Below are 18301 nucleotides of genomic sequence, written 5' to 3'. Positions count from 1 at the left end.
GGGCAATGCCGGCCTTTTCACATCGGAAAGTCGCCACTTAAACTAAGCATTCCTTTACCATGCTTGACTAACGTTCAGAGATCAGGCGCCACGGGCATGGCGTCGCGGCCCGGCTCTTGGGGGAGCCGCGGCCGAGGGAAGGGCATCGGGGAAAACCAGCATGGCAATGGACACGGCAAACGCGCGCGGCAAGGCAACCGACATGCAGGGACGACTGTCCTTCATGGGTCTGGATGATGAGACCCGCAATGCGCTCGTCGCGCTCCGTCCGGTTCTTGAAAAAGCGATGCCGACGGCGCTCGACCTGTTTTACCGCCGGATCCGCGAGACGCCCGAGGTTTCGCATTTCTTTGCCTCCGACACGCATATGGCGGGCGCCAAGGCCGCCCAGGTCGGTCACTGGGCAGCGCTCTCCACCGGCCAGTTCGATTCAAGCTACGCGGAACGGGTGAGCAAGATCGGCCGCATCCATGCCCGCATCGGCCTCGAGCCGCGCTGGTACATTGGCGGCTATGCGATGATTGCCGAACATCTCGTGACCGAGATCCTCAAGGCGCATTGGCCCAAGCGCGGCCTCTTCGCCGGCAAGGATGAGGGACCGGAGGTGATGGCGAAGCGGCTTGCGGCCGTGATCAAGGGCCTGATGCTCGACATGGACATCGCCATTTCCGTCTATAACGAGGCGGTGGACAGTTCGCTACAGGAGAAGGTGGCCGATCAGGTTCAGGATGCCGAGCGCCAGACGGTGACCGAAGGGTTTGGCGCCGCCATCCAGCGCATCTCCGAAGGCGACCTGACGGCCCGCATTACGGCCGATCTGCCGCCAGCCTATGCCGGACTGCGTGACAATTTCAACGCGGCGATCGCCGATCTTGCCCGCGCCATTGGCGGCATCGGCGCCGGCGCCAGCCAGATCCATATCGGCGCGAAGGAAATCGCCACCGCCGCCGACGATCTGGCGCGCCGCACCGAGCGGCAGGCCGCAAGCCTTGAGGAAACCGCAGCGGCCGTCGAGCAGGTGACGCGCACTGTGCGCCAGACGGCCGAAGGCGCCGACCAGGCCAATTCGCTTGTCATGGCCGCCCGTGGCAATGCCGAGGAAAGCGGTTCGGTGGTCGAGCACGCCATCGAGGTGATGACCGACATTCAGGAAAGCTCGGCCAGCATCGGCAAGATCGTCGGCGTGATCGACGAAATCGCCTTCCAGACCAACCTTCTGGCGCTGAATGCCGGCATCGAGGCCGCGCGCGCCGGGGAGGCCGGCCGCGGCTTTGCCGTCGTTGCCGCCGAAGTGCGGGCACTGGCGCAGCGCTGCGCGGACGCTGCCAAGGACATCCAGGCGCTGATCGCAAAATCGCAGCAGCAGGTCGAGGATGGCGTCAGTTCCGTCAACCAGGTTGCCGATTCGCTTAATCGCATCGTGCAGCAGGTGGTGGAAGTGTCCGCGGTCTTCAGCCAGATCCGCGCCTCCACCGCCGAGCAGGCGACGGGCCTTCAGGCCGTCAACAGCGCCGTGCGGCAGATGGACCAGATCACCCAGCAGAACGCCGCCATGGTGGAGCAGGCCAATGCTGCCAGCCAGGCGCTGACGAGCGAATCCGAACAGATCGCCACTCGCCTGCGGGCGTTCCGCACCACGGGCGCAGCGTCTGCACCGGGCTACCGGCAGGTGGCGTGAGGCGCTGAACGGCGCTTCGACATTTCAAGCGCATTAGCTGTGGCGCCGGGGGCATGTCTGCGGCGCGTGTTGCGCAATCTGCCTCAGAACCGATGGTCGATCATGTGCTTGGCCTTGGAGCCAAGGCCGAGGGCGAGGGCGCGTGCCTGTCTCCAGGGGTCAGGCACCACCGGCGTCGGCGCCAGCGGAATGGCGCTCGTCTCACCCGTCACATGGGCTGCCAGCGCCTTGCCGAAGACGGAGCCCGGTGAAATGCCGCGGCCATTGTAACCGCTCACGGAGATGACGCCCGGAGCCTGTTCGTGCAGGCGCGGCAGGTTCGTCGTCGTCATGCCGATGCGTCCATCCCACCAGTATTCGAAGCGCACGGGACCGATCTGCGGGAAGAGCTTGGCGAGGGCACGCTGCGCAAAGGCGCGGTGCGTGCCTTCGGCGATGGCATCGAGATTGCCGATGCTGCCGAAGATCATGCGGTTCTGTCTGTCGAGCCGGAAGGAGGTCATGACCATGCCGGTGTCCCAGCAGCCCTGGCGTTCCGGAAGGATCGTTGCCGCGAGATTTCCGGAGAGCGGCTGGGTCGCGAACTGGAAATAGCCGAGCGGGGTCAGTTCGCTGACATGGGCCTGCCATGGCGCGGAGGCGACGAGGCTGCCATAGGCATTGGTGGCAAGGATGACCTTGGCGGCGGTGATGCGCCCGCCCGGGAAGCTGAGCGACCAGCCCGTTCCTGTCGGCGTCGCTGCGGTGAGCGGGGTATTGGTGAAGAGCTTTGCCCCGGCGGCAATCGCCGCGTGGGCAAGACCGCGGGCATAGGCGAGCGGCTGCACCGTGCCGGCGCGCTTGTCGAGGAGGGCGCCGGCAAAACCTTCGGCGCCCGTCAGTCGCTGCGCCTCATCGGCCCCGACGACGCTGACCGGCGCGCCGCGGGCCTGCCACTGCGCCTCGCGGTCCCGGATGTCCTTCAACCCCTCCTTGCCGATTGCCATGTGCAGCGTGCCATTGCGCACCGCCTCGCAATCGATGCCGTGCCGCTCGATGAGGTCGAAGACCAGCGAGGGACCGTCTCCGAGCGCCGTCAGCAGGCGATCCCCCTCGCTTTCGCCAAGCGTTCCGATCAGGTCCTTCGGCTTGACCCACATGCCGGCATTGACGAGGCCGACATTGCGGCCCGAGCCCCCGTGGCCGATCGTCATCGCCTCAGCGAGCGCGACCGAGACGCCTTTTTCCGCAAGGTGCAGCGCAGCCGAAAGCCCGGTATAGCCGCCGCCGATGACGGCGACATCCACGGTGAGGTCCCCGGCCAAGGGCTGGGTGGTCGGGGCGGCGGGAGCGGTCGCCTGCCAGAGATTCTGCTGGGCGCGTGGGGGAGCCATGGTAGCCGTGCCTTATGATGCCGCGCGGCGGGTCGGCGGCGCGGGCGCGGCACGACGCAGCGGGAAATTGATGTCGTCAGTCGCCGCCTCTTCCAGCCGCTGATCAAGGAACCGTCCGGCATTTGCGCATCGCGCCGCCGCTTCCTTCGGTTTGGATGACGCCGTGTCACAAGCTGTAGCGCAGGCGGGGCGCGTCCTGCTCATGACAATTCGGCATGAGTTTATCGCCTGTCGGGGTGCGTGCAAGGTCGTTGCGGAGTGCGGGGCCAATCGGTTGCTTGCGCCGACGCTCTCCGAAACGCGAAAACACGCAACCACACTCCTCGCTGCCTTCAAAGCGGACCGGTGTGGCGTGGCGTCGGGACAGCCTGCCTGGCAAAGGCGCGCGCGCGGTCCTGCGTCAAGGACCGGCGCACACAAGAAGAAGGAGCATGCGGAATTCCGGTTTCGCCGGAATATCCGAATCCTGGCCCGGCTCAGTCGATGAATTCGACGGTGACGCCGGGGCTGACCATCTTGCCGAGTTCGGTGGCGTCCCAGTTGGTGAGGCGGATGCAACCGTGGCTCTGGGTCTTGCCGATCTTCGAAGGTTCGGGCGTGCCGTGAATGCCGTAGGTCGGCTTCGACAGCGCGATCCAGACTGTGCCGACGGGGCCGTTCGGGCCCGGCGGAATGGCGAGGACCTTGTCGTTGTTGCCCTGCTTGAAGTTGATCTTCGGATTGTAGGTGTAGCCCGGATTGAAGGCGATGCGCTCCACCGTCACGGTACCGGAGGGGGAGGGCGTGTCGGCCGAGCCGATCGATGCCGGATAGGCGGCGATCAGCCGGTCTTCGGCATCATAGGCCAGAACCTGCTTACGGCCCTTGTCGGCAAGGATCTTGGCGACCTTGCCGGTGCGGTTTGCGCCGGGGCTGATGACCTTGATCGTGGTGCCGGGCACGGTGAAATCGACGCCCGGATTGAGTTCCTTCAGAAAGGCTTCGTCCATGTGGAAGCGCTCCGCGAGCATTTCCGAGGTCGAGGTGAAGGAAAGGGCCGGCAGCGCCGCCTTGTGGGCGTAATCCTCGGGGATCGAGGCCACATAGGGGCCGGCCGCGTCGGCCGCCGTGATCGTATAGCTGGTGATCGGCATGCCGCCGTTGAGGCGCAGCCGCTCCAGGATGGCTTCGGTGTTGTTGGGATCGAGCGTTTCGCCGGTCGCCTGCTGGAAGGCTTCGATCGCCTTGGTGACGTTCGAGCCCATCTTGCCGTCGATCACGCCGGGCGAAAAGCCCTCGCGGTCGAGGAAGACCTGCAGGGCCGTGATCTCGAAGCTCGACTTCTTGGTGATGGCGGCGGCCGGCGGGAAGGACAGGGTTCGGCCAGGCTGCGTCTGTTCGATCACCGCGCCGGAGCCGGAAGGGTCAGAAAAGTCGGTGCTGCTGTCATCGGTCGGCGCGCCGCCGCCCAGCGCGGCCGTGTCCGCGTCATAGGCAGGCAGCGGCTCGCGCTCGACTGCAACGGGCGCGGGTTCGCGGTAACGAGGGACGGAACCGGTGACGGCGCCGGGTTCGCGATAGGAAGGCTCGCCATAGATGGGGGCTCCATAGGCGTCCGTCGCTTCGGGACCGTAATAGGGGTCGCGCTGCGCGTAGCCGTAGCGACGACCACCCTCATCATAGATATCGGGCTGGCGAACCTGCCGGTTCGGCATGACGGTGGCAATCACATTGCCCCAGTTGTCGACGAAGACGGTGCGGCCGCGGCGGTCGCGCTGGACCTGGATGTCGGGACCTTCAGGGACGTAATCCAGAATCTCGCCATCCGGCGTCACCAGCAGCATGTTACCGGTCGCCGATTGCGCACCGGCGCCGCCGGCGCCAAGCGCGAGCAGGCTCGCGGCGGTCAGAAGCATGAGGCTCTTGCGTCGGATGGATGTCACGGCGGGACCTGTACTCTCGGGTTCACAACTTGCGCTACAAGCGAATTTGGACGTTAATGTGAAAAAGCTGAACTCACGGTAAACGCTTTGCTAAATCGCTTGGTTGCGGCTTATACCGAAGAATGGTCTGCGGGTGAAGGCGGACCCGGCTGGTGACGCCTTTCGCGGCCTGCCGGCTCCGGCGAAAACATGCTGCGGACGCCACCGGATGGGCGCCTCCACGCGCTGCGCGGTCGGGCAAAGGCCGCGACCGGGCGTGCAAAGGCAGAGGCGGGTCGAATGCGCAAAGGGATGTACACAGGTGCGTGAACAGCCGCGTGAGGTTGGGGGTGCTGCCGCGGAGAGGGCTCAGTGCGAAGGGGCGCGCACCGTTTCGCACGGCGGCGGCGCTCCGTCGCATGAGGATCGGGCGCCACGTCACACGGACGCGCCTGCGCCAGCGCACGCCCCTTCTTCGCCCGGCGGGCAGGTGCGCCTCAACCGTCATTCGACCCTCGATATCGCCGCTTTCCTGGTCGACGGGATCGATATTGCACCCGGCAAAGACATTCCTGCCGGCGAGGAGCCGCGCATTGCCCGGCTGCTCAAGGGTTTCCTCTTCACCTGCGGGCCCGATCACATTCGCCATCCCGAGCCCTTCGATCGCGGCGAAGGCGCCTATCCCCTGCACGGCTCCCTGCCGGGCACGGCGGTTGCCGAGGCCGCGATCGAGGCGGGGCCGGACGGGCCGATCTGCCGCGCCACCACGGTGGTCGCACTGGCGGAGGGCGGCGAGGCGACGCTGGAACGGTGCATCCGGACCGCCGCCGATGGCTTCGTGACGATCGACGACCGGCTGACCAATACGGGCGAGTGTGCCTTTCGCCCGATGTGGATGTATCACCTCAATCTCGGCTCCTGGCTCTTTGACGACGAAACGCATGTCGAGGCGGCAGCGCTCGGGGCGCAGCCCCGCGGCTGGCGATTTGGGGAGGGGGAGCGCGCGCACCTGTGTCTCGATACAAGGCCGACCCTTGCTGCGGACGGTTTCGTGACTGTCGCGCTCGGGCCGATCCGCATGCTCTCCGGGCGCACGCTCGCCGTCCGCTTCCCGGCCGACGGTCTTCCCTGGTTGCAACTGTGGCGCTCGCAGTTGAAGGGCGGTCATGTCTTCTCGATCGAGCCCGCGTCGCATCGGCTCGCCGGACGTCCCGACCTCATCGAGAGCGGCGAACTGACCTTGCTTGCGCCGGGAGAGAGCCGGCACTATTCGATCGCCTTCCGGATGGTGTGAGTCCTGCCACGGGGACGGTGACGGCCGCACTGCCAAGGGGAACGCCGGCATCCCTTCGGCAAGCGCCGGCGGTCCCCCGGGGGCGGGCGGGCGGGCGCATGCCGGCGTGATTGACGGCGGGCGCTGGCGGCCTTACATCTCCGCCAGCACGAGGCTTTGGCGGACCCCAGGGGAAGAGCCGCAGCCCGGTTCTGTTTATTGGCGACCGTCGGGAAGGGCACACATGGACATTCGCGCGATCAACGACGACTATTCCGTTACCGGCCAGATCACGGCCGAGGACCTCGACACGATCAAGTCGCTCGGCTTCAAGTCGCTGGTCTGCCACCGGCCGGACCACGAACAGCCCGGCCAGCCGGAATTTTCCGAAATCGCCGCCCGTGCGGGAGCCCTCGGCCTCGAAATCACCCACATCCCGGTCGGACCCATGGGTGTGACTGCCGATGCGGTCCATGCCATGGTCGACGCGCTCGACACGCTGCCGCGTCCGATGCTCGGCTATTGCCGTTCCGGTGCCCGGTCCACTGCGATCTACCAGCAGACCGAGCATCTGCGCAGCTGATCCTTCGTCCCCATCAGCCGCTATCTGTCTTCGCTCGGTCACGTTTGGGATAACCAACCCTGTCACCGTGTTGCCGGCGCTTGGAGCCCGGCAGCGTCGACGATTGCCTGCGTGCATTTTTCCGACGTTGCGGCGGCCTTGAGGACGAGGTCTGCGAGCGGTGTCGCTGCCGCAGGCTGAGCAAGGGCGCCAAGGCCGATCGTCAGGCCGGTCACGAGTTGGCGATCCCCGGCCTTGCGGCAGGTGAGGCGCAGGCGCTGACCTGCGCCCGGGCCGAAGCCCTGATCGAAGGCGCTGCGCACCTCGGCGGCGGTGACGATCTGTCCGCTCCGGCTGCGAAACAACGCAAGCACGGGCGAGGCATTCAGCTTTTCGAGAAAAGTGTCCTGCAGCGCAAAATAGTCGTCGGGCGTCAGGCCCGTGCAGCTTCCGCTTCTGACCCACTGGTGGCGGTCGAGACCGGAGCGGCGGCCGGGCATGCGGGCATCAAGCGTGGCGGCATTGGCGGCTGTGAGTGTCAGCGGCGCGAGATCGGTCCATTTGCCGGTCTTGTCCAGCGCTTTCGTCGCCTCGTCCACCCCGCAATAGCTTTGCCGCATGGGCCACAGGCCGTGCAGGGTGAAATGCGTGGCTTCAAAGCTCTCCGCCTGCTCGCTGCGGCATTCGGTGCGGCTGCGGCGCGTTTCGCAAAAGCCCGGCTGCCAGCTGACCGAGAGGATCAGCGCGGTTTTCACGGGCGGCTCCGGCTCGGCCGCGCGGGTGGTCCCCGGCGCCAGAGATAGGATCAGCAGGACGCAGGCAGCCATTGCCGCCGGGAAAGGCATGCGCTTCATGGGACCATCTCCGAAAAGAACAATATAAGAACATAATCGCCAAAAGCGGGAGAAATGCAACCCTTGATTCGCAGTCCGATGGAAATTCTCCGCTGCGCCCGTGTGGATGACATCATGCAAAACGAGCAAGAGAGGCGGATTGCCTTTCCGTCCGGAATGGCTTTGAGTGGCGCTCTCAGTTTCGGGAGAGAGACGATGTTTTCGCACACCCGCCGCATGGCGAGCCCGACGGGCGCGGACCTTGCCTGGCACCATGCCGCGGCGGAGGGGTCCCAGCATGGCGTGCTGCTCGTCTGCCACGGATTGTCGGAACATGCGCGCCGCTACGCCCGCTTCGCCGCCGCCATGGCGTCGCACGGTTTCCACGTCTATGCCCATGACCATCGCGGCCATGGCGAGACGCGCGCGCCGGACGCCATTCAAGGCCAGTTCGCGCCGCGGGGCGGGGCACGGAAGGCGCTCGCCGATGTCGCGGCGATGCGCGCCATGGTGCGTGACCGTCATCCCGGTCTGCCGCTCATCCTTTTCGGTCATTCCATGGGCGGGCTGATCGCGCTGAATGCGGCCGAGGAGGAGCCCGAAGGCTACGATGGGCTGGCGGTGTGGAACTCGAATTTCAACGCCGGGCTGGCGGGGCGCGCAGGGCAGGCGATCCTCGCCGTCGAGCGTGCCCTGAAAGGGTCGGACGTGCCGAGCGAGACGCTGACAGCGCTGACGTTCGGTGCCTGGAAGAAGAAGATTGCGAATGCCCGGACCGAATTCGACTGGCTGTCGACGGATCCGGTCGAGGTGGATGCCTATGTCGCCGATCCGCTCTGCGGCTTCGATGCGACGGTGTCGCTGTGGAGCGATCTCTTTTCGCTCTGCTATGGCGGGGCCTCGGCCGAGCGGCTGGCGCGGTTAGCCAAGGATCTCCCCGTCCATCTCGTCGGCGGCAGCGAGGATCCGGCCACCAATGGCGGGCGGGAGACGCGCTGGCTGGCGGAGCGCCTCAAGGCGGCCGGGCTTCGCGACGTCAGCCTGAATATTCTCGACGGCTTCCGTCATGAAACCCTCAACGAGGTCGGGCGCGAGGCGGCAACCGAGTCCTTTGCTGCCTGGGCGCTTTCCGTTGCGGCACGCGTGTCTGCGGGAGGTCGTTGATCCATGGCGGCGACCCTGCGCCCGACGCCGGTTGCGGCGCTGAACGACATTCCGGCCGGGCTGACGCTGATGGTGCTGTCCGTGCTCGTCTCGCCGCTGATCGACGTTTTCGGCAAGCTCGCGCTCGCCACCATTCCCTCCGGCCAGATCGTCGCGACGCGCTTCGTGCTGCAGGTTGCCTTTCTGCTGCCGATCGTGGTTGCCGGGCGGCGGCTGAAGCCGACGAGCGCGTCGGCCATCGGGCTGAACGCGGTGCGCGGCGCCCTGCTCGTCATCGGCATGTTCTCCTTCATGACGGCGCTGATCGTCATGCAGATTGCCGATGCGCTGGCGATCTTCTTCGTGGAGCCGATCATCCTGACCATTCTCGGCGGCCTCGTGCTGCGCGAGAAGATCGGCTGGCGACGCTATCTCGCCTGCGCGGTCGGGTTCGGCGGGGCGATGCTGGTTATCCGGCCCTCGTTGGAAGATGTCGGGCTGGTGGCGCTGCTGCCGGTGGTCTCGGCCTTTTGCGTGGCGATCTTCGTGCTGATCACCCGGCGGCTGGCGCAGAGCGAGGATCCCTTCGCCATGCAGTTGCATGCCGGTATCTGGGCGCTCGGTTTCTCGCTGATCGCGCTGTGGATCGGGTCGGGTTCGGGGTCGGCCCTCTTCGATCCCGTCTGGCCCGACCGGCTGGCGATCGCCTATCTCATCGGCGTCGGGCTGACGGCGACGGTGGCGGGCGTGCTCGGCGTCTATGCCTACCGGGCCGCGCCGGCCTCGGTGCTGGCGCCGCTGCAATATCTCGAAATCGTCTCCGGCACGCTCTTCGGCTACCTCGTCTTCGATCATCTGCCGGACGCGCTGAAATGGCTTGGCATCGCCATCATCATCGGCTCCGGCCTCACCATCATCTGGCGCGAGCGCGTCGTCAGCCGGCGCGAGAGCCGGCCGGACATGCCGCCCGTGCCGCCGGTCGCGTGATCGCGGCCGCTCGACCCTGAAAGGAAAGCCTCCATGTCCACCGCATCCCCCACGACCGTGACCCGCACGGGCGGCCAGCTGATCGTCGATGCGCTCGTTGCCAACGGTGTCAAGCGCGTCGCCTGCGTGCCCGGCGAGAGCTATCTGGCGGTGCTCGATGCGCTGCACGACGTTAAGATCGACGTGCTCGTCTGCCGGCAGGAGGGTGGTGCCGCGATGATGGCGGATTGCTGGGGGCGACTGACGGGCGAGCCGGGCATCTGCATGGTGACGCGCGGGCCGGGCGCCACCAATGCCTCGGCGGGGCTGCATGTGGCGCGGCAGGATTCGATCCCGATGATCCTTTTCATCGGCCAGGTGCAGCGCGAGGCGCGCGAGCGCGAGGCGTTCCAGGAGGTGGAATATCGCCGCGCCTTTACCGAGTTTGCCAAGTGGGTCGGTGAGATCGACGATGCGCGCCGCATTCCCGAATTCGTGACACGCGCCTTTTCCATCGCCACCTCCGGCCGGCCGGGCCCCGTGGTGCTGACGCTGCCGGAGGACATGCTGGTGGAGACGGTCGAGGCGCCCGCCGCGCGCGCTTATGTGCCGGTTGCTGCCTATCCCGGCGCATCGCAGATCGCCGACTTCACCGCGCTCCTGAAGGATGCCAAGCGTCCCGTCGCCATTCTCGGCGGCACGCGCTGGAGCGCCGGGGCGGTTGCGGATTTCACCGCCTTTGCCGAGCGCTGGCATCTGCCGGTCGGCTGCTCCTTCCGCCGGCAGATGCTGTTCGATCACCTGCATCCGAGCTATGCTGGCGATGTCGGCATCGGCATCAATCCGGCGCTTGCCAAGGAGATCAAGGAGGCCGATCTGGTGCTTCTGGTCGGCGGGCGCATGTCGGAAATGCCGTCGTCGTCCTATACGCTGCTTGATATTCCCTATCCCAGGCAGACGCTCGTCCATGTTCATCCCGATCCCTCCGAGCTCGGCCGCGTCTATTCCGCGGCGTTGCCCATTGCGGCGGCACCCGATGCCTTTGCGGCGGCTCTTCGGGATGTCGCGCCGACGGCCGAGCCCGTCTGGGCCGACAGAACCGCGGCCATGCATGCGGCCTATCTCGGCTGGTCCACGCCACCGGCAACGGGCCCCGGCCCAGTGCAGATGGGGCCGATCATGGAATGGCTGGAGGCCAATACGGCCGACGACACGATCTTCACCAATGGCGCCGGCAACTACGCCACCTGGGTGCACCGCTTCCACCGCTTCCGCCGCTTTGAAACGCAGGCGGCGCCCGCCTCCGGCTCGATGGGTTACGGCCTGCCGGCGGCAGTGGCGGCCAAGCAGCTTTTTCCCGCGCGCGAGGTGGTCTGCTTTGCCGGTGACGGCTGCTTCATGATGCACGGGCAGGAATTTGCGACTGCCGTGCGCTACCAGCTGCCGATCATCACCGTCGTCGTCAACAACGGCATTTACGGTACGATCCGCATGCATCAGGAGCGGGAATATCCCGGCCGCGTTTCCGCGACGGACCTCACCAATCCGGATTTCGCGGCCCTTGCCCGCGCCTATGGCGGCCATGGCGAGACGGTGGAGGCGACGGACCAGTTTGCCGAGGCGTTCCTCAGGGCGCGGGCCAGCGGCAAGCCTGCGATCATCGAGGTGAAGCTCGATCCGGAGGCGATCACGCCGACGCGCACGCTCTCTGAGATCCGGGGCGCCTGACCGCTTCTCTCGATTGAAGGCCGGCCCGCTCCGTCTTGACGGGGATGGCCGGCTTTCGGCGTTGCTCCGTCAGGGCAATTGCTTTAGGAAGCGGGCACATCCCAAATCATGCCTTTTCCCGTTGCGGAGCATTCTTCATGGCGCGTCAGTTCATCTATCATATGTCGGGGCTCAACAAGGCCTACGGCCACAAAAAGATCCTCGAGAACATCCACCTGTCCTTCTACCCGGATGCCAAGATCGGTATTCTCGGCCCGAACGGCGCGGGTAAGTCGACCATCCTGAAGATCATGGCCGGCCTCGACAAGGAGTGGACGGGCGAGGCCTGGCTCGCCGAGGGCGCGACGCTCGGCTACCTCGCGCAGGAGCCGAAGCTCGATCCGGAAAAGACCGTGTTCGAAAACGTCATGGAAGGCGTCGCCCACAAGAAGGCGATCGTTGACCGTTACAACGAACTGATGATGAACTATTCCGACGAGACCGCCGACGAAGGCGCGAAACTCCAGGACGTCATCGACAGCCAGAACCTCTGGGATCTCGAAAACCAGGTCGAGATGGCCATGGATGCGCTGCGCTGCCCGCCCGGCGATTCAGATGTGACGAGCCTTTCGGGCGGTGAAAAGCGCCGCGTGGCGCTCTGCCAGCTGCTTCTGCGCCAGCCGGACCTCTTGCTCCTCGACGAACCGACCAACCACCTCGACGCCGAGACGATCGCCTGGCTTGAAAAGCACCTGCGCGAATATCCGGGCGCCATCCTGATGGTCACCCACGACCGCTACTTCCTCGACAATGTCACGGGCTGGATCCTCGAGATCGACCGTGGCCGCGGCATCCCCTATGAGGGCAACTACTCGGCCTACCTCTTGGCCAAGGCCAAGCGCATGCAGCAGGAAGCGCGCGAAGAGGCCGGCCGCCAGAAGGCGATCTCCCGCGAGCAGGAGTGGATCGCCTCCTCGCCCAAGGCCCGTCAGGCCAAGTCGAAGGCGCGTATCAACGCCTATAACGAGCTGGTCGATTCGGCCGCCGAGCGTCGTCCGTCCGACACGCAGATCGCCATTCCGATCGGCGAGCGTCTTGGCCGCGTCGTCATCGAGGCCGACAACATCACCAAGTCCTATGGCGATCGCGTTCTCATCGAGAACCTGTCGTTCAAGCTGCCGCCGGGCGGCATTGTCGGCATCATCGGGCCGAACGGTGCGGGCAAGACCACGCTGTTCCGCATGATCACCGGCCAGGAAACGCCTGACAGCGGCACGATCACCATCGGTGACACGGTCGATCTCGGCTATGTTGACCAGAGCCGCGATACGCTCGCCGCCAACAAGACCGTTTGGGAGGAAATCTCCGACGGCAACGACATCCTGAAGCTCGGCAAGTTCGAGATGAACTCGCGCGCCTATTGCGGCTCGTTCAACTTCAAGGGCGGCGACCAGCAGCAGAAGGTCGGCAATCTCTCGGGCGGCCAGCGCAACCGCGTGCACCTCGCCAAGATGCTGAAGGGCGGCCACAACGTGCTGCTGCTCGACGAACCGACCAACGACCTCGACACGGAAACGCTGGGTGCTCTCGAAGACGCGCTGGAAAACTTCGCCGGCTGCGCCGTCATCATCTCGCACGACCGCATGTTCCTCGACCGTCTGGCCACCCACATCCTCGCCTATGAGGGCGACGGCCATGTGGAATGGTTCGAAGGCAACTTCGAAGACTACGAAAAGGACAAGGTCCGTCGCCTCGGCCCTGACGCGCTGAACCCGAGCCGCATGAGCTACAAGCGCCTGACGCGGTGATCGGTGCGGCCTGCGGGCCGCTCTAGGCAGAATGATGATGGGCCGTATCCCTCAAGATGCGGCCCATTTTGTTTTTCCAAGCAGGGCCATGGCAATCGTCCCGCCCTGCGTTAAGTTAAGCCTTGCCACCCCTCCGAAAATCACATAAACATATCTTTATATGTAAATGAGGGTTGTCATGGCGGAGATGCGGTGGTTGGGGCTTGATCCCCTGGTGGACGTGCTGAAGGCGGCGGGTGAGCCGACGCGGTTGCGTCTGCTGGCGCTGCTTTCCGGCGGCGATCTGACGGTGACGGATCTCACCGAAATTCTCGGGCAGTCGCAGCCGCGCATTTCCCGGCATCTGAAGCTGCTGGGCGAAGTCGATCTCATCGATCGCTATCAGGAAGGCGCCTGGGCCTATTTCCGGCTGCGGCAGGAGGGCAGGGCGGCGCATGTCGTGCGGCAGGTGCTCTCGGCGGCTGCCAGCGACGATGCCGTTCTGGCGCGCGATGCAGAGCGGCTGACGGCGCTGAAGGCGGCGCGGGCGGAGCGGGCGCAGGCCTATTTCAGCCGCAATGCCGCCGAATGGGATGCGCTGCGCCAGCTTCATGTCAGCGAGACGGCCGTGGAATCTGCTCTGGTCGAGGCGATCGGCGTCGAGCCGGTCGATGCCCTGCTCGATCTCGGCACGGGCACGGGCCGAATTCTCCAGCTTCTGGCGCCCGCCTACCGGCGCGGCGTCGGGGTCGATGCAAGCCGCGACATGCTGACAGTGGCGCGGGCCAATCTCGATCGCGCCGGCGTTTCCAAGGCGCAGATCCGCCATGGCGACATTTTCAACCTGCCGCTCGACGGCGAATTCGACCTCGTGACCATCCATCAGGTGCTGCACTTCCTCGACCAGCCGGAGGCGGCGATTGCGGAGGCGGCGCGGGTGCTGGTGCCGGGCGGGCGGCTCGCCATTGTTGACCTCGCGCCGCACGGGCTCGATTACCTGCGCGAGGAGCACGCCCATCAGCGCCTCGGCATTTCTCACGCCACCATGACGGACTGGCTGGCGCGGGCCGGCCTTCTTGTCGAGACGGTGGTGGATGTGCCGCCGGTGGCCGGAGACAGCACGGGGCTGACCGTGACGATCTGGATTGCGCGCGACCAGCGCGCCGCCTTTTCCCAGGAAGCAAGACAGAGCCGGCGCCGGGCCGGAGAGCGGAGACTTTGACCATGGCGATCCACACGCTTTATCCGGCCGAGCGCGGCAACCTGACCCTCTCCTTCGAATATTTTCCGCCGAAGACGGATGAGGCGGAGGCGCAGCTTCACAGGACGGTGGCCGATCTCAACGTTTTCCAGCCGGGCTTCGTCTCGGTCACCTACGGGGCGGGTGGCACGACGCGGGAGCGGTCGCTGACGGCGGTCTGCCACATGATCCGCGATGCCGGCGTTTCCAATACGGCAGCGCATCTGACCTGCGTCGGTGCGACGCGCGATGAAGTGGACCGCGTCATCGACGACTTCGCCGCCTGCGGCGTGAAGCATTTCGTGGCGCTGCGCGGTGATCCGCCTGATGGTATCGGCTCGGCCTATCGGCCGCATCCCGGCGGCTACGAAAATGCGGCGGCCCTAACCAAGGCGCTGGCATCGCGTGGCGGCTTCGAGATTTCCGTTTCGGCCTATCCGGAAAAGCACCCCGAGAGTGCGGACGTCAACGCCGATATCGACATGCTGAAGCGCAAGGTGGACAATGGCGCAACCCGCGCGCTGACCCAGTTCTTCTTCGACAATGACGATTTCGAGCGCTATCTGGAGCGGGTGCGCGCGGCGGGCATCTCTATCCCGATCGTACCGGGCATCCTGCCGATCAACAATTTCGCGCAGGTCCTGCGGTTTGCGGGCCTCTGCGGTGCGCGGGTGCCGGAGGCGATCCGGGCGCGGCTCGAACATCTCGACGACAAGGCGGAGGAGCGCTTCCACGAGGCGACGCATATCGCGGCCGAGCAGATCGTCGATCTCGCGCGGCGCGGCGTGCGGGATTTCCACATCTACACGATGAACCGCTCGCCGCTGGTCACCGCTGTCTGCGATCTCGTCGGCTTCGCCCGGCAGGATCCGTCGGTCGCCGCCATTCCTGCACCGGCACGGCGCATGGCTGTCTGAAGCCTGCCGAAAGCACGATGCAACGACAAAGCGCCCGGCCAGAACGGCTCGGGCGCTTTGCGTTCGCCTGGCAAAATCCGCGGCGCGCCTGCGCCCGGCTTCGCATTGTTGTTTTTGTTGAGTCTTTACGCCTTACTGCTCATGTCTTTTTCGGTCTTCGCTCAGATGAAGAGCATGGTTCCGACAAAGATGAAGGCTGCACTGATCAGAAGCATGTTGAACGACTGGGTCAGTCCCATGTGTTACCCTCCTGATGTTGACGTGTCAAAGATAAGGCGAAAATGTCACATCTGAAAGGAAATCTTGTGCTGCGCTGCGGCATCGGACGCCCCCAAAGGCGCTTCCACGCAGATCAAATCCTTGAAGCTCAATGAAAAAACGTCCCTAATTTTTTGTTCACGGAATGCCTTATCCGGTTAACGGAGCGTGTGGACAAAGCTTGGATGTGTCCCTTTGGACACGAATCAGTCACGCGTCCCTGCCCGTCAGGGCGCGCGTCAGCCGGCCCGGCAAGCGTCCGTCCAGCATGATGAGGCCGAGCGCGATGACCAGCATGCCGGCGGCATCGAGCAGGGAGAGGCTCTCGCCGAGGAAGAGCACGCCGAGCAGGATGGCGCTTGGCGGGACCAGCAGCGTGACGAGCGATGTGTTGGTGGCCCCGGCCCGCGCCATGATGCGAAAGAAGAGAATGTAGCCCCAGGCCGTCGAGATCAGCGCCAGCGCCAGAATGGCGGAGATCGCGGCGGTCGTCGGCATGGCGATTGTCCAGGGCTGGTCGACGGCCAGGGCGACCGGGAGGACGATGAGGCTGGAAGCGGTCAGCTGACCGGTGGCCGTCACCGTTGGCGGCAGGTCACGGAAGCGCCGGCCATAGGTGGTGGCGATGCCGTAGCTGATGGCGGCGCCGATCGGCAGAAGCAGGGCCCAGAAGGGGACATGGTGGTCTGCCCCGAAGAGATCGGCAATGGCTGCGGGACCGACGAGGAGCACGGTGCCGATGAGGCCGAGAATGGTGCCGGTGAGTTTCGCCGCGGTCAGCTTCTCGTCGGCCGTCCAGATATTGGCAATGATGACGGTCCAGATCGGGGTGGTGGCGTTAAGGATTGCGGCAAGACCCGCGCCGATCTCCGTCTGCCCCATCAGGATCAGGCTGTGGGGAACAGCATTGTTCATCAGGCCGAGGATCAGGAAGGCCGGCGCGCGGGCCTTCAGCGCGGGATAGAGGCCCTCCCGCCCGCGCAGGTAAAGATGCAGGGCAAGCGCGGCGATGCCGAGGCGCAGGAACGCAATGGTGAGCGGCGGCACCTGCTGCACCGCGATCCGGCCGAAGAAGAACGAGCCGCCCCAGATCAGCCCGAGGAGGGCAAGCAGCGCCCAGGTGCCGAGCGTCATGGAGGGGGCCATCGCGGGCTGCCCGGTCGCGGCGGTGGTGTTCTGACGGCTGACCGGCTGCTTCATGATGCTGATCCCTTGCGCTTTGCGATCCGGCTGTGTCGGCCGGGATCACCTGCGCGCGGCATAGCCGGTCATCGCGACGCGCGCCACCCGGAACTTGTCGGGATGCATTTTGCGGCAGCCTCGCCGGCCGGTGAAAACGCTGCGACCCGGTGCGGGGTGCACCGGGTCGCGGGCATCGGATTTGCCGAAAGGCGGGATCAGAGGCTGTTGAGAAGGGCCGCATTCGGCCAGCCATCGGCGGGCAGGCCGAGGCGCTGCTGTTCCACCTGGATGGCGGCACGGGTCCCGGAGCCGAGAATGCCGTCGATCTCGCCGACATCATGTCCCTTTGCGGCCAGCTTCTGCTGGAGCGCTTTCATGCCGTCCACATCGAGACCCGGCTCGGGACTGCCCGCCTGATAGACCGGGGCACCGGCAAGGCGTGTGGCGAAATAGGCGGCCGAGGTCGTGTAGATGAAGGACTTGTTCCATTCGAGGTAGATGTTGAAATTCGGATAGGTGATGAAGGCCGGACCGTTGCGACCCTGCGGCAGGGTGAGCGATGCGGGCAGCGCCGCAAAGCTCTTGTCGCCATCGCGCGGTTCGACGCCGGCGGCGAACCAGTCGCCGGCCGTCATGCCCGGCTGCAGGCCGGTCTTTTCGAAGGGAATGCGATCGGAGATCGTCACTTCCTGGATCCACGGCTGGCCGCGGGTGAAGCCGAGGCTCTGGATGAACTTGGCGGCGGTCATGATCACATCCGGCGCACTGGACTTCAGCGTCACATGGCCATCGCCATCGCCGTCAGTGCCGAAGCGGATGATGTCGCGCGGCAGCATCTGGACCTGGCCGATTTCGCCGGCCCATGCACCCGTGCCGGTCTGCGGGTCGAGGTCGCCGTGCTGGACCATCTCCATGGCGGCGATCAGCTGCGGGCGGAAGAGTTCGGGGCGGCGGCAGTCATGGGCGAGGGTGACGAGCGCGTTGCGGGTGTTGAAGTCGCCCTGCACGGCGCCGAAATCCGTCTCCAGTGCCCAGAAGGCGGTGATGACGGGGGCGGGCACGCCAAAGTCCTGCTCGGCGCGCGCAAAGACGGCGGCGTATTCCTTCATCTTCTGCCGGCCGATATCAAGCCGGGCCTGGCTGACGACGCGCTTGGAGAATTCGAGGAAGGTCTGGCGGAAGACGCCCTGGGCGCGGTCACGGGCAAGGACCTTCTCATCGATGCGGGCACCGGCCAAGGCGCGGTCGGCCGCTTCGGCGGGAACGCCGGCCGCGACAGCCTCTGCCTTCACGCCCGCCAGAAAGCTCGTGAGATCGCCTCCGCACGCAACCGGGGACGCCGTGCTGGCCGTCGCGGGAGCGACGGCTTGCTGGGCATGGGCGGGCAGGGCAGCTGCAAGCCCGAGGGTCAGGCAGGCGGCAAGGCGGGGCAGGCGGGATGACATCGGTGGTCCTCTCCAGATGGTGCCGCCTTTCAGGCG

The 18301-nt window shown here is 65.8% G+C and carries 14 protein-coding genes; 9 read left to right on the top strand and 5 right to left on the bottom strand.

Annotation, left to right across the window (positions count from 1 at the left end; all coding sequences use genetic code 11):
- Positions 1-160 precede the first annotated feature (160 nt).
- On the top strand, positions 161-1678 hold the full coding sequence (locus F3H41_RS05735; protein WP_149737621.1) for a globin-coupled sensor protein: 1518 nt from the start codon (positions 161-163) through the stop codon (positions 1676-1678).
- An 83-nt stretch (positions 1679-1761) separates the two neighbouring features.
- On the opposite strand, the gene F3H41_RS05730 is transcribed toward F3H41_RS05735, so the two are convergent.
- Entirely contained in the window at positions 1762-3051 is a 1290-nt protein-coding gene (locus F3H41_RS05730) for an FAD-binding oxidoreductase (RefSeq protein ID WP_149737620.1), read from the bottom strand.
- 476 nt (positions 3052-3527) lie between these two features.
- On the bottom strand, positions 3528-4946 hold the full coding sequence (locus F3H41_RS05725; RefSeq protein ID WP_149737619.1) for a L,D-transpeptidase: 1419 nt from the start codon (positions 4944-4946) through the stop codon (positions 3528-3530).
- 496 nt (positions 4947-5442) lie between these two features.
- Here F3H41_RS05725 and F3H41_RS05720 point away from each other — a divergent pair, with 496 nt between their 5' ends.
- Positions 5443-6246, top strand: coding sequence for a DUF4432 family protein (locus tag F3H41_RS05720; protein ID WP_244616081.1), 804 nt, complete (start codon positions 5443-5445; stop codon positions 6244-6246).
- Positions 6247-6469: 223 nt separating this feature from the next.
- Positions 6470-6808, top strand: coding sequence for a TIGR01244 family sulfur transferase (locus F3H41_RS05715; protein WP_149737617.1), 339 nt, complete (start codon positions 6470-6472; stop codon positions 6806-6808).
- 62 nt (positions 6809-6870) lie between these two features.
- Here the strand turns inward: F3H41_RS05715 and F3H41_RS05710 are convergent, their stop codons facing one another.
- Entirely contained in the window at positions 6871-7641 is a 771-nt protein-coding gene (locus F3H41_RS05710) for a ribonuclease (RefSeq protein WP_188129349.1), read from the bottom strand.
- Positions 7642-7836: 195 nt separating this feature from the next.
- Between F3H41_RS05710 and F3H41_RS05705 the strand changes: the two genes are divergently transcribed.
- The 6 genes from F3H41_RS05705 (at position 7837) to metF (ending at position 15380) form a co-directional block, all read left to right on the top strand.
- A complete protein-coding gene (locus F3H41_RS05705) occupies positions 7837-8784 on the top strand; it encodes an alpha/beta hydrolase (RefSeq protein WP_149737615.1) in 948 nt (315 codons plus the stop codon).
- Positions 8785-8787: 3 nt separating this feature from the next.
- The gene (locus F3H41_RS05700) at positions 8788-9750 is read left to right on the top strand and encodes a DMT family transporter (RefSeq protein ID WP_149737614.1); all 963 of its coding nucleotides are present in this window, start codon (positions 8788-8790) and stop codon (positions 9748-9750) included.
- Positions 9751-9783: 33 nt separating this feature from the next.
- Positions 9784-11457, top strand: coding sequence for a thiamine pyrophosphate-binding protein (locus tag F3H41_RS05695; protein ID WP_149737613.1), 1674 nt, complete (start codon positions 9784-9786; stop codon positions 11455-11457).
- A gap of 137 nt (positions 11458-11594) precedes the next feature.
- On the top strand, positions 11595-13244 hold the full coding sequence (gene ettA, locus F3H41_RS05690) for an energy-dependent translational throttle protein EttA (protein WP_149737612.1): 1650 nt from the start codon (positions 11595-11597) through the stop codon (positions 13242-13244).
- Positions 13245-13422: 178 nt separating this feature from the next.
- Entirely contained in the window at positions 13423-14445 is a 1023-nt protein-coding gene (locus F3H41_RS05685; protein WP_149737611.1) for a metalloregulator ArsR/SmtB family transcription factor, read from the top strand.
- Between the two features lie 2 nt (positions 14446-14447).
- Positions 14448-15380 carry a methylenetetrahydrofolate reductase [NAD(P)H] gene (gene metF, locus F3H41_RS05680; protein ID WP_149737610.1) on the top strand — a complete coding sequence of 311 codons (933 nt, stop codon included), beginning with the start codon at positions 14448-14450 and terminating at the stop codon, positions 15378-15380.
- Between the two features lie 468 nt (positions 15381-15848).
- Here metF and F3H41_RS05675 read toward each other — a convergent pair whose 3' ends face one another.
- Both F3H41_RS05675 and F3H41_RS05670 read right to left on the bottom strand, forming a co-directional pair.
- Complete coding sequence (locus tag F3H41_RS05675; RefSeq protein WP_149737609.1) at positions 15849-16838, bottom strand: DMT family transporter; 990 nt, start codon at positions 16836-16838, stop codon at positions 15849-15851.
- Between the two features lie 197 nt (positions 16839-17035).
- Complete coding sequence (locus F3H41_RS05670; RefSeq protein ID WP_149737608.1) at positions 17036-18265, bottom strand: lytic murein transglycosylase; 1230 nt, start codon at positions 18263-18265, stop codon at positions 17036-17038.
- Between the last annotated feature and the right edge of the window lie 36 nt (positions 18266-18301).

The organism is Rhizobium sp. RU20A, assembly GCF_900155885.1.
In the GTDB taxonomy this organism is placed as follows: domain Bacteria; phylum Pseudomonadota; class Alphaproteobacteria; order Rhizobiales; family Rhizobiaceae; genus RU20A.
This window is presented reverse-complemented; position numbering and strand designations above follow the sequence as displayed.

Coding starts and splice junctions, on each gene's coding strand:
- F3H41_RS05735 (WP_149737621.1), top strand. CDS start 161: ATGGCAATGGACACGGCAAACGCGCGCGGCAAGGCAACCGACATGCAG.
- F3H41_RS05730 (WP_149737620.1), bottom strand. CDS start 3,051: ATGGCTCCCCCACGCGCCCAGCAGAATCTCTGGCAGGCGACCGCTCCC.
- F3H41_RS05725 (WP_149737619.1), bottom strand. CDS start 4,946: ATGCTTCTGACCGCCGCGAGCCTGCTCGCGCTTGGCGCCGGCGGCGCC.
- F3H41_RS05715 (WP_149737617.1), top strand. CDS start 6,470: ATGGACATTCGCGCGATCAACGACGACTATTCCGTTACCGGCCAGATC.
- F3H41_RS05710 (WP_188129349.1), bottom strand. CDS start 7,641: ATGAAGCGCATGCCTTTCCCGGCGGCAATGGCTGCCTGCGTCCTGCTG.
- F3H41_RS05705 (WP_149737615.1), top strand. CDS start 7,837: ATGTTTTCGCACACCCGCCGCATGGCGAGCCCGACGGGCGCGGACCTT.
- F3H41_RS05700 (WP_149737614.1), top strand. CDS start 8,788: ATGGCGGCGACCCTGCGCCCGACGCCGGTTGCGGCGCTGAACGACATT.
- F3H41_RS05695 (WP_149737613.1), top strand. CDS start 9,784: ATGTCCACCGCATCCCCCACGACCGTGACCCGCACGGGCGGCCAGCTG.
- ettA (WP_149737612.1), top strand. CDS start 11,595: ATGGCGCGTCAGTTCATCTATCATATGTCGGGGCTCAACAAGGCCTAC.
- F3H41_RS05685 (WP_149737611.1), top strand. CDS start 13,423: ATGGCGGAGATGCGGTGGTTGGGGCTTGATCCCCTGGTGGACGTGCTG.
- metF (WP_149737610.1), top strand. CDS start 14,448: ATGGCGATCCACACGCTTTATCCGGCCGAGCGCGGCAACCTGACCCTC.
- F3H41_RS05675 (WP_149737609.1), bottom strand. CDS start 16,838: ATGAAGCAGCCGGTCAGCCGTCAGAACACCACCGCCGCGACCGGGCAG.
- F3H41_RS05670 (WP_149737608.1), bottom strand. CDS start 18,265: ATGTCATCCCGCCTGCCCCGCCTTGCCGCCTGCCTGACCCTCGGGCTT.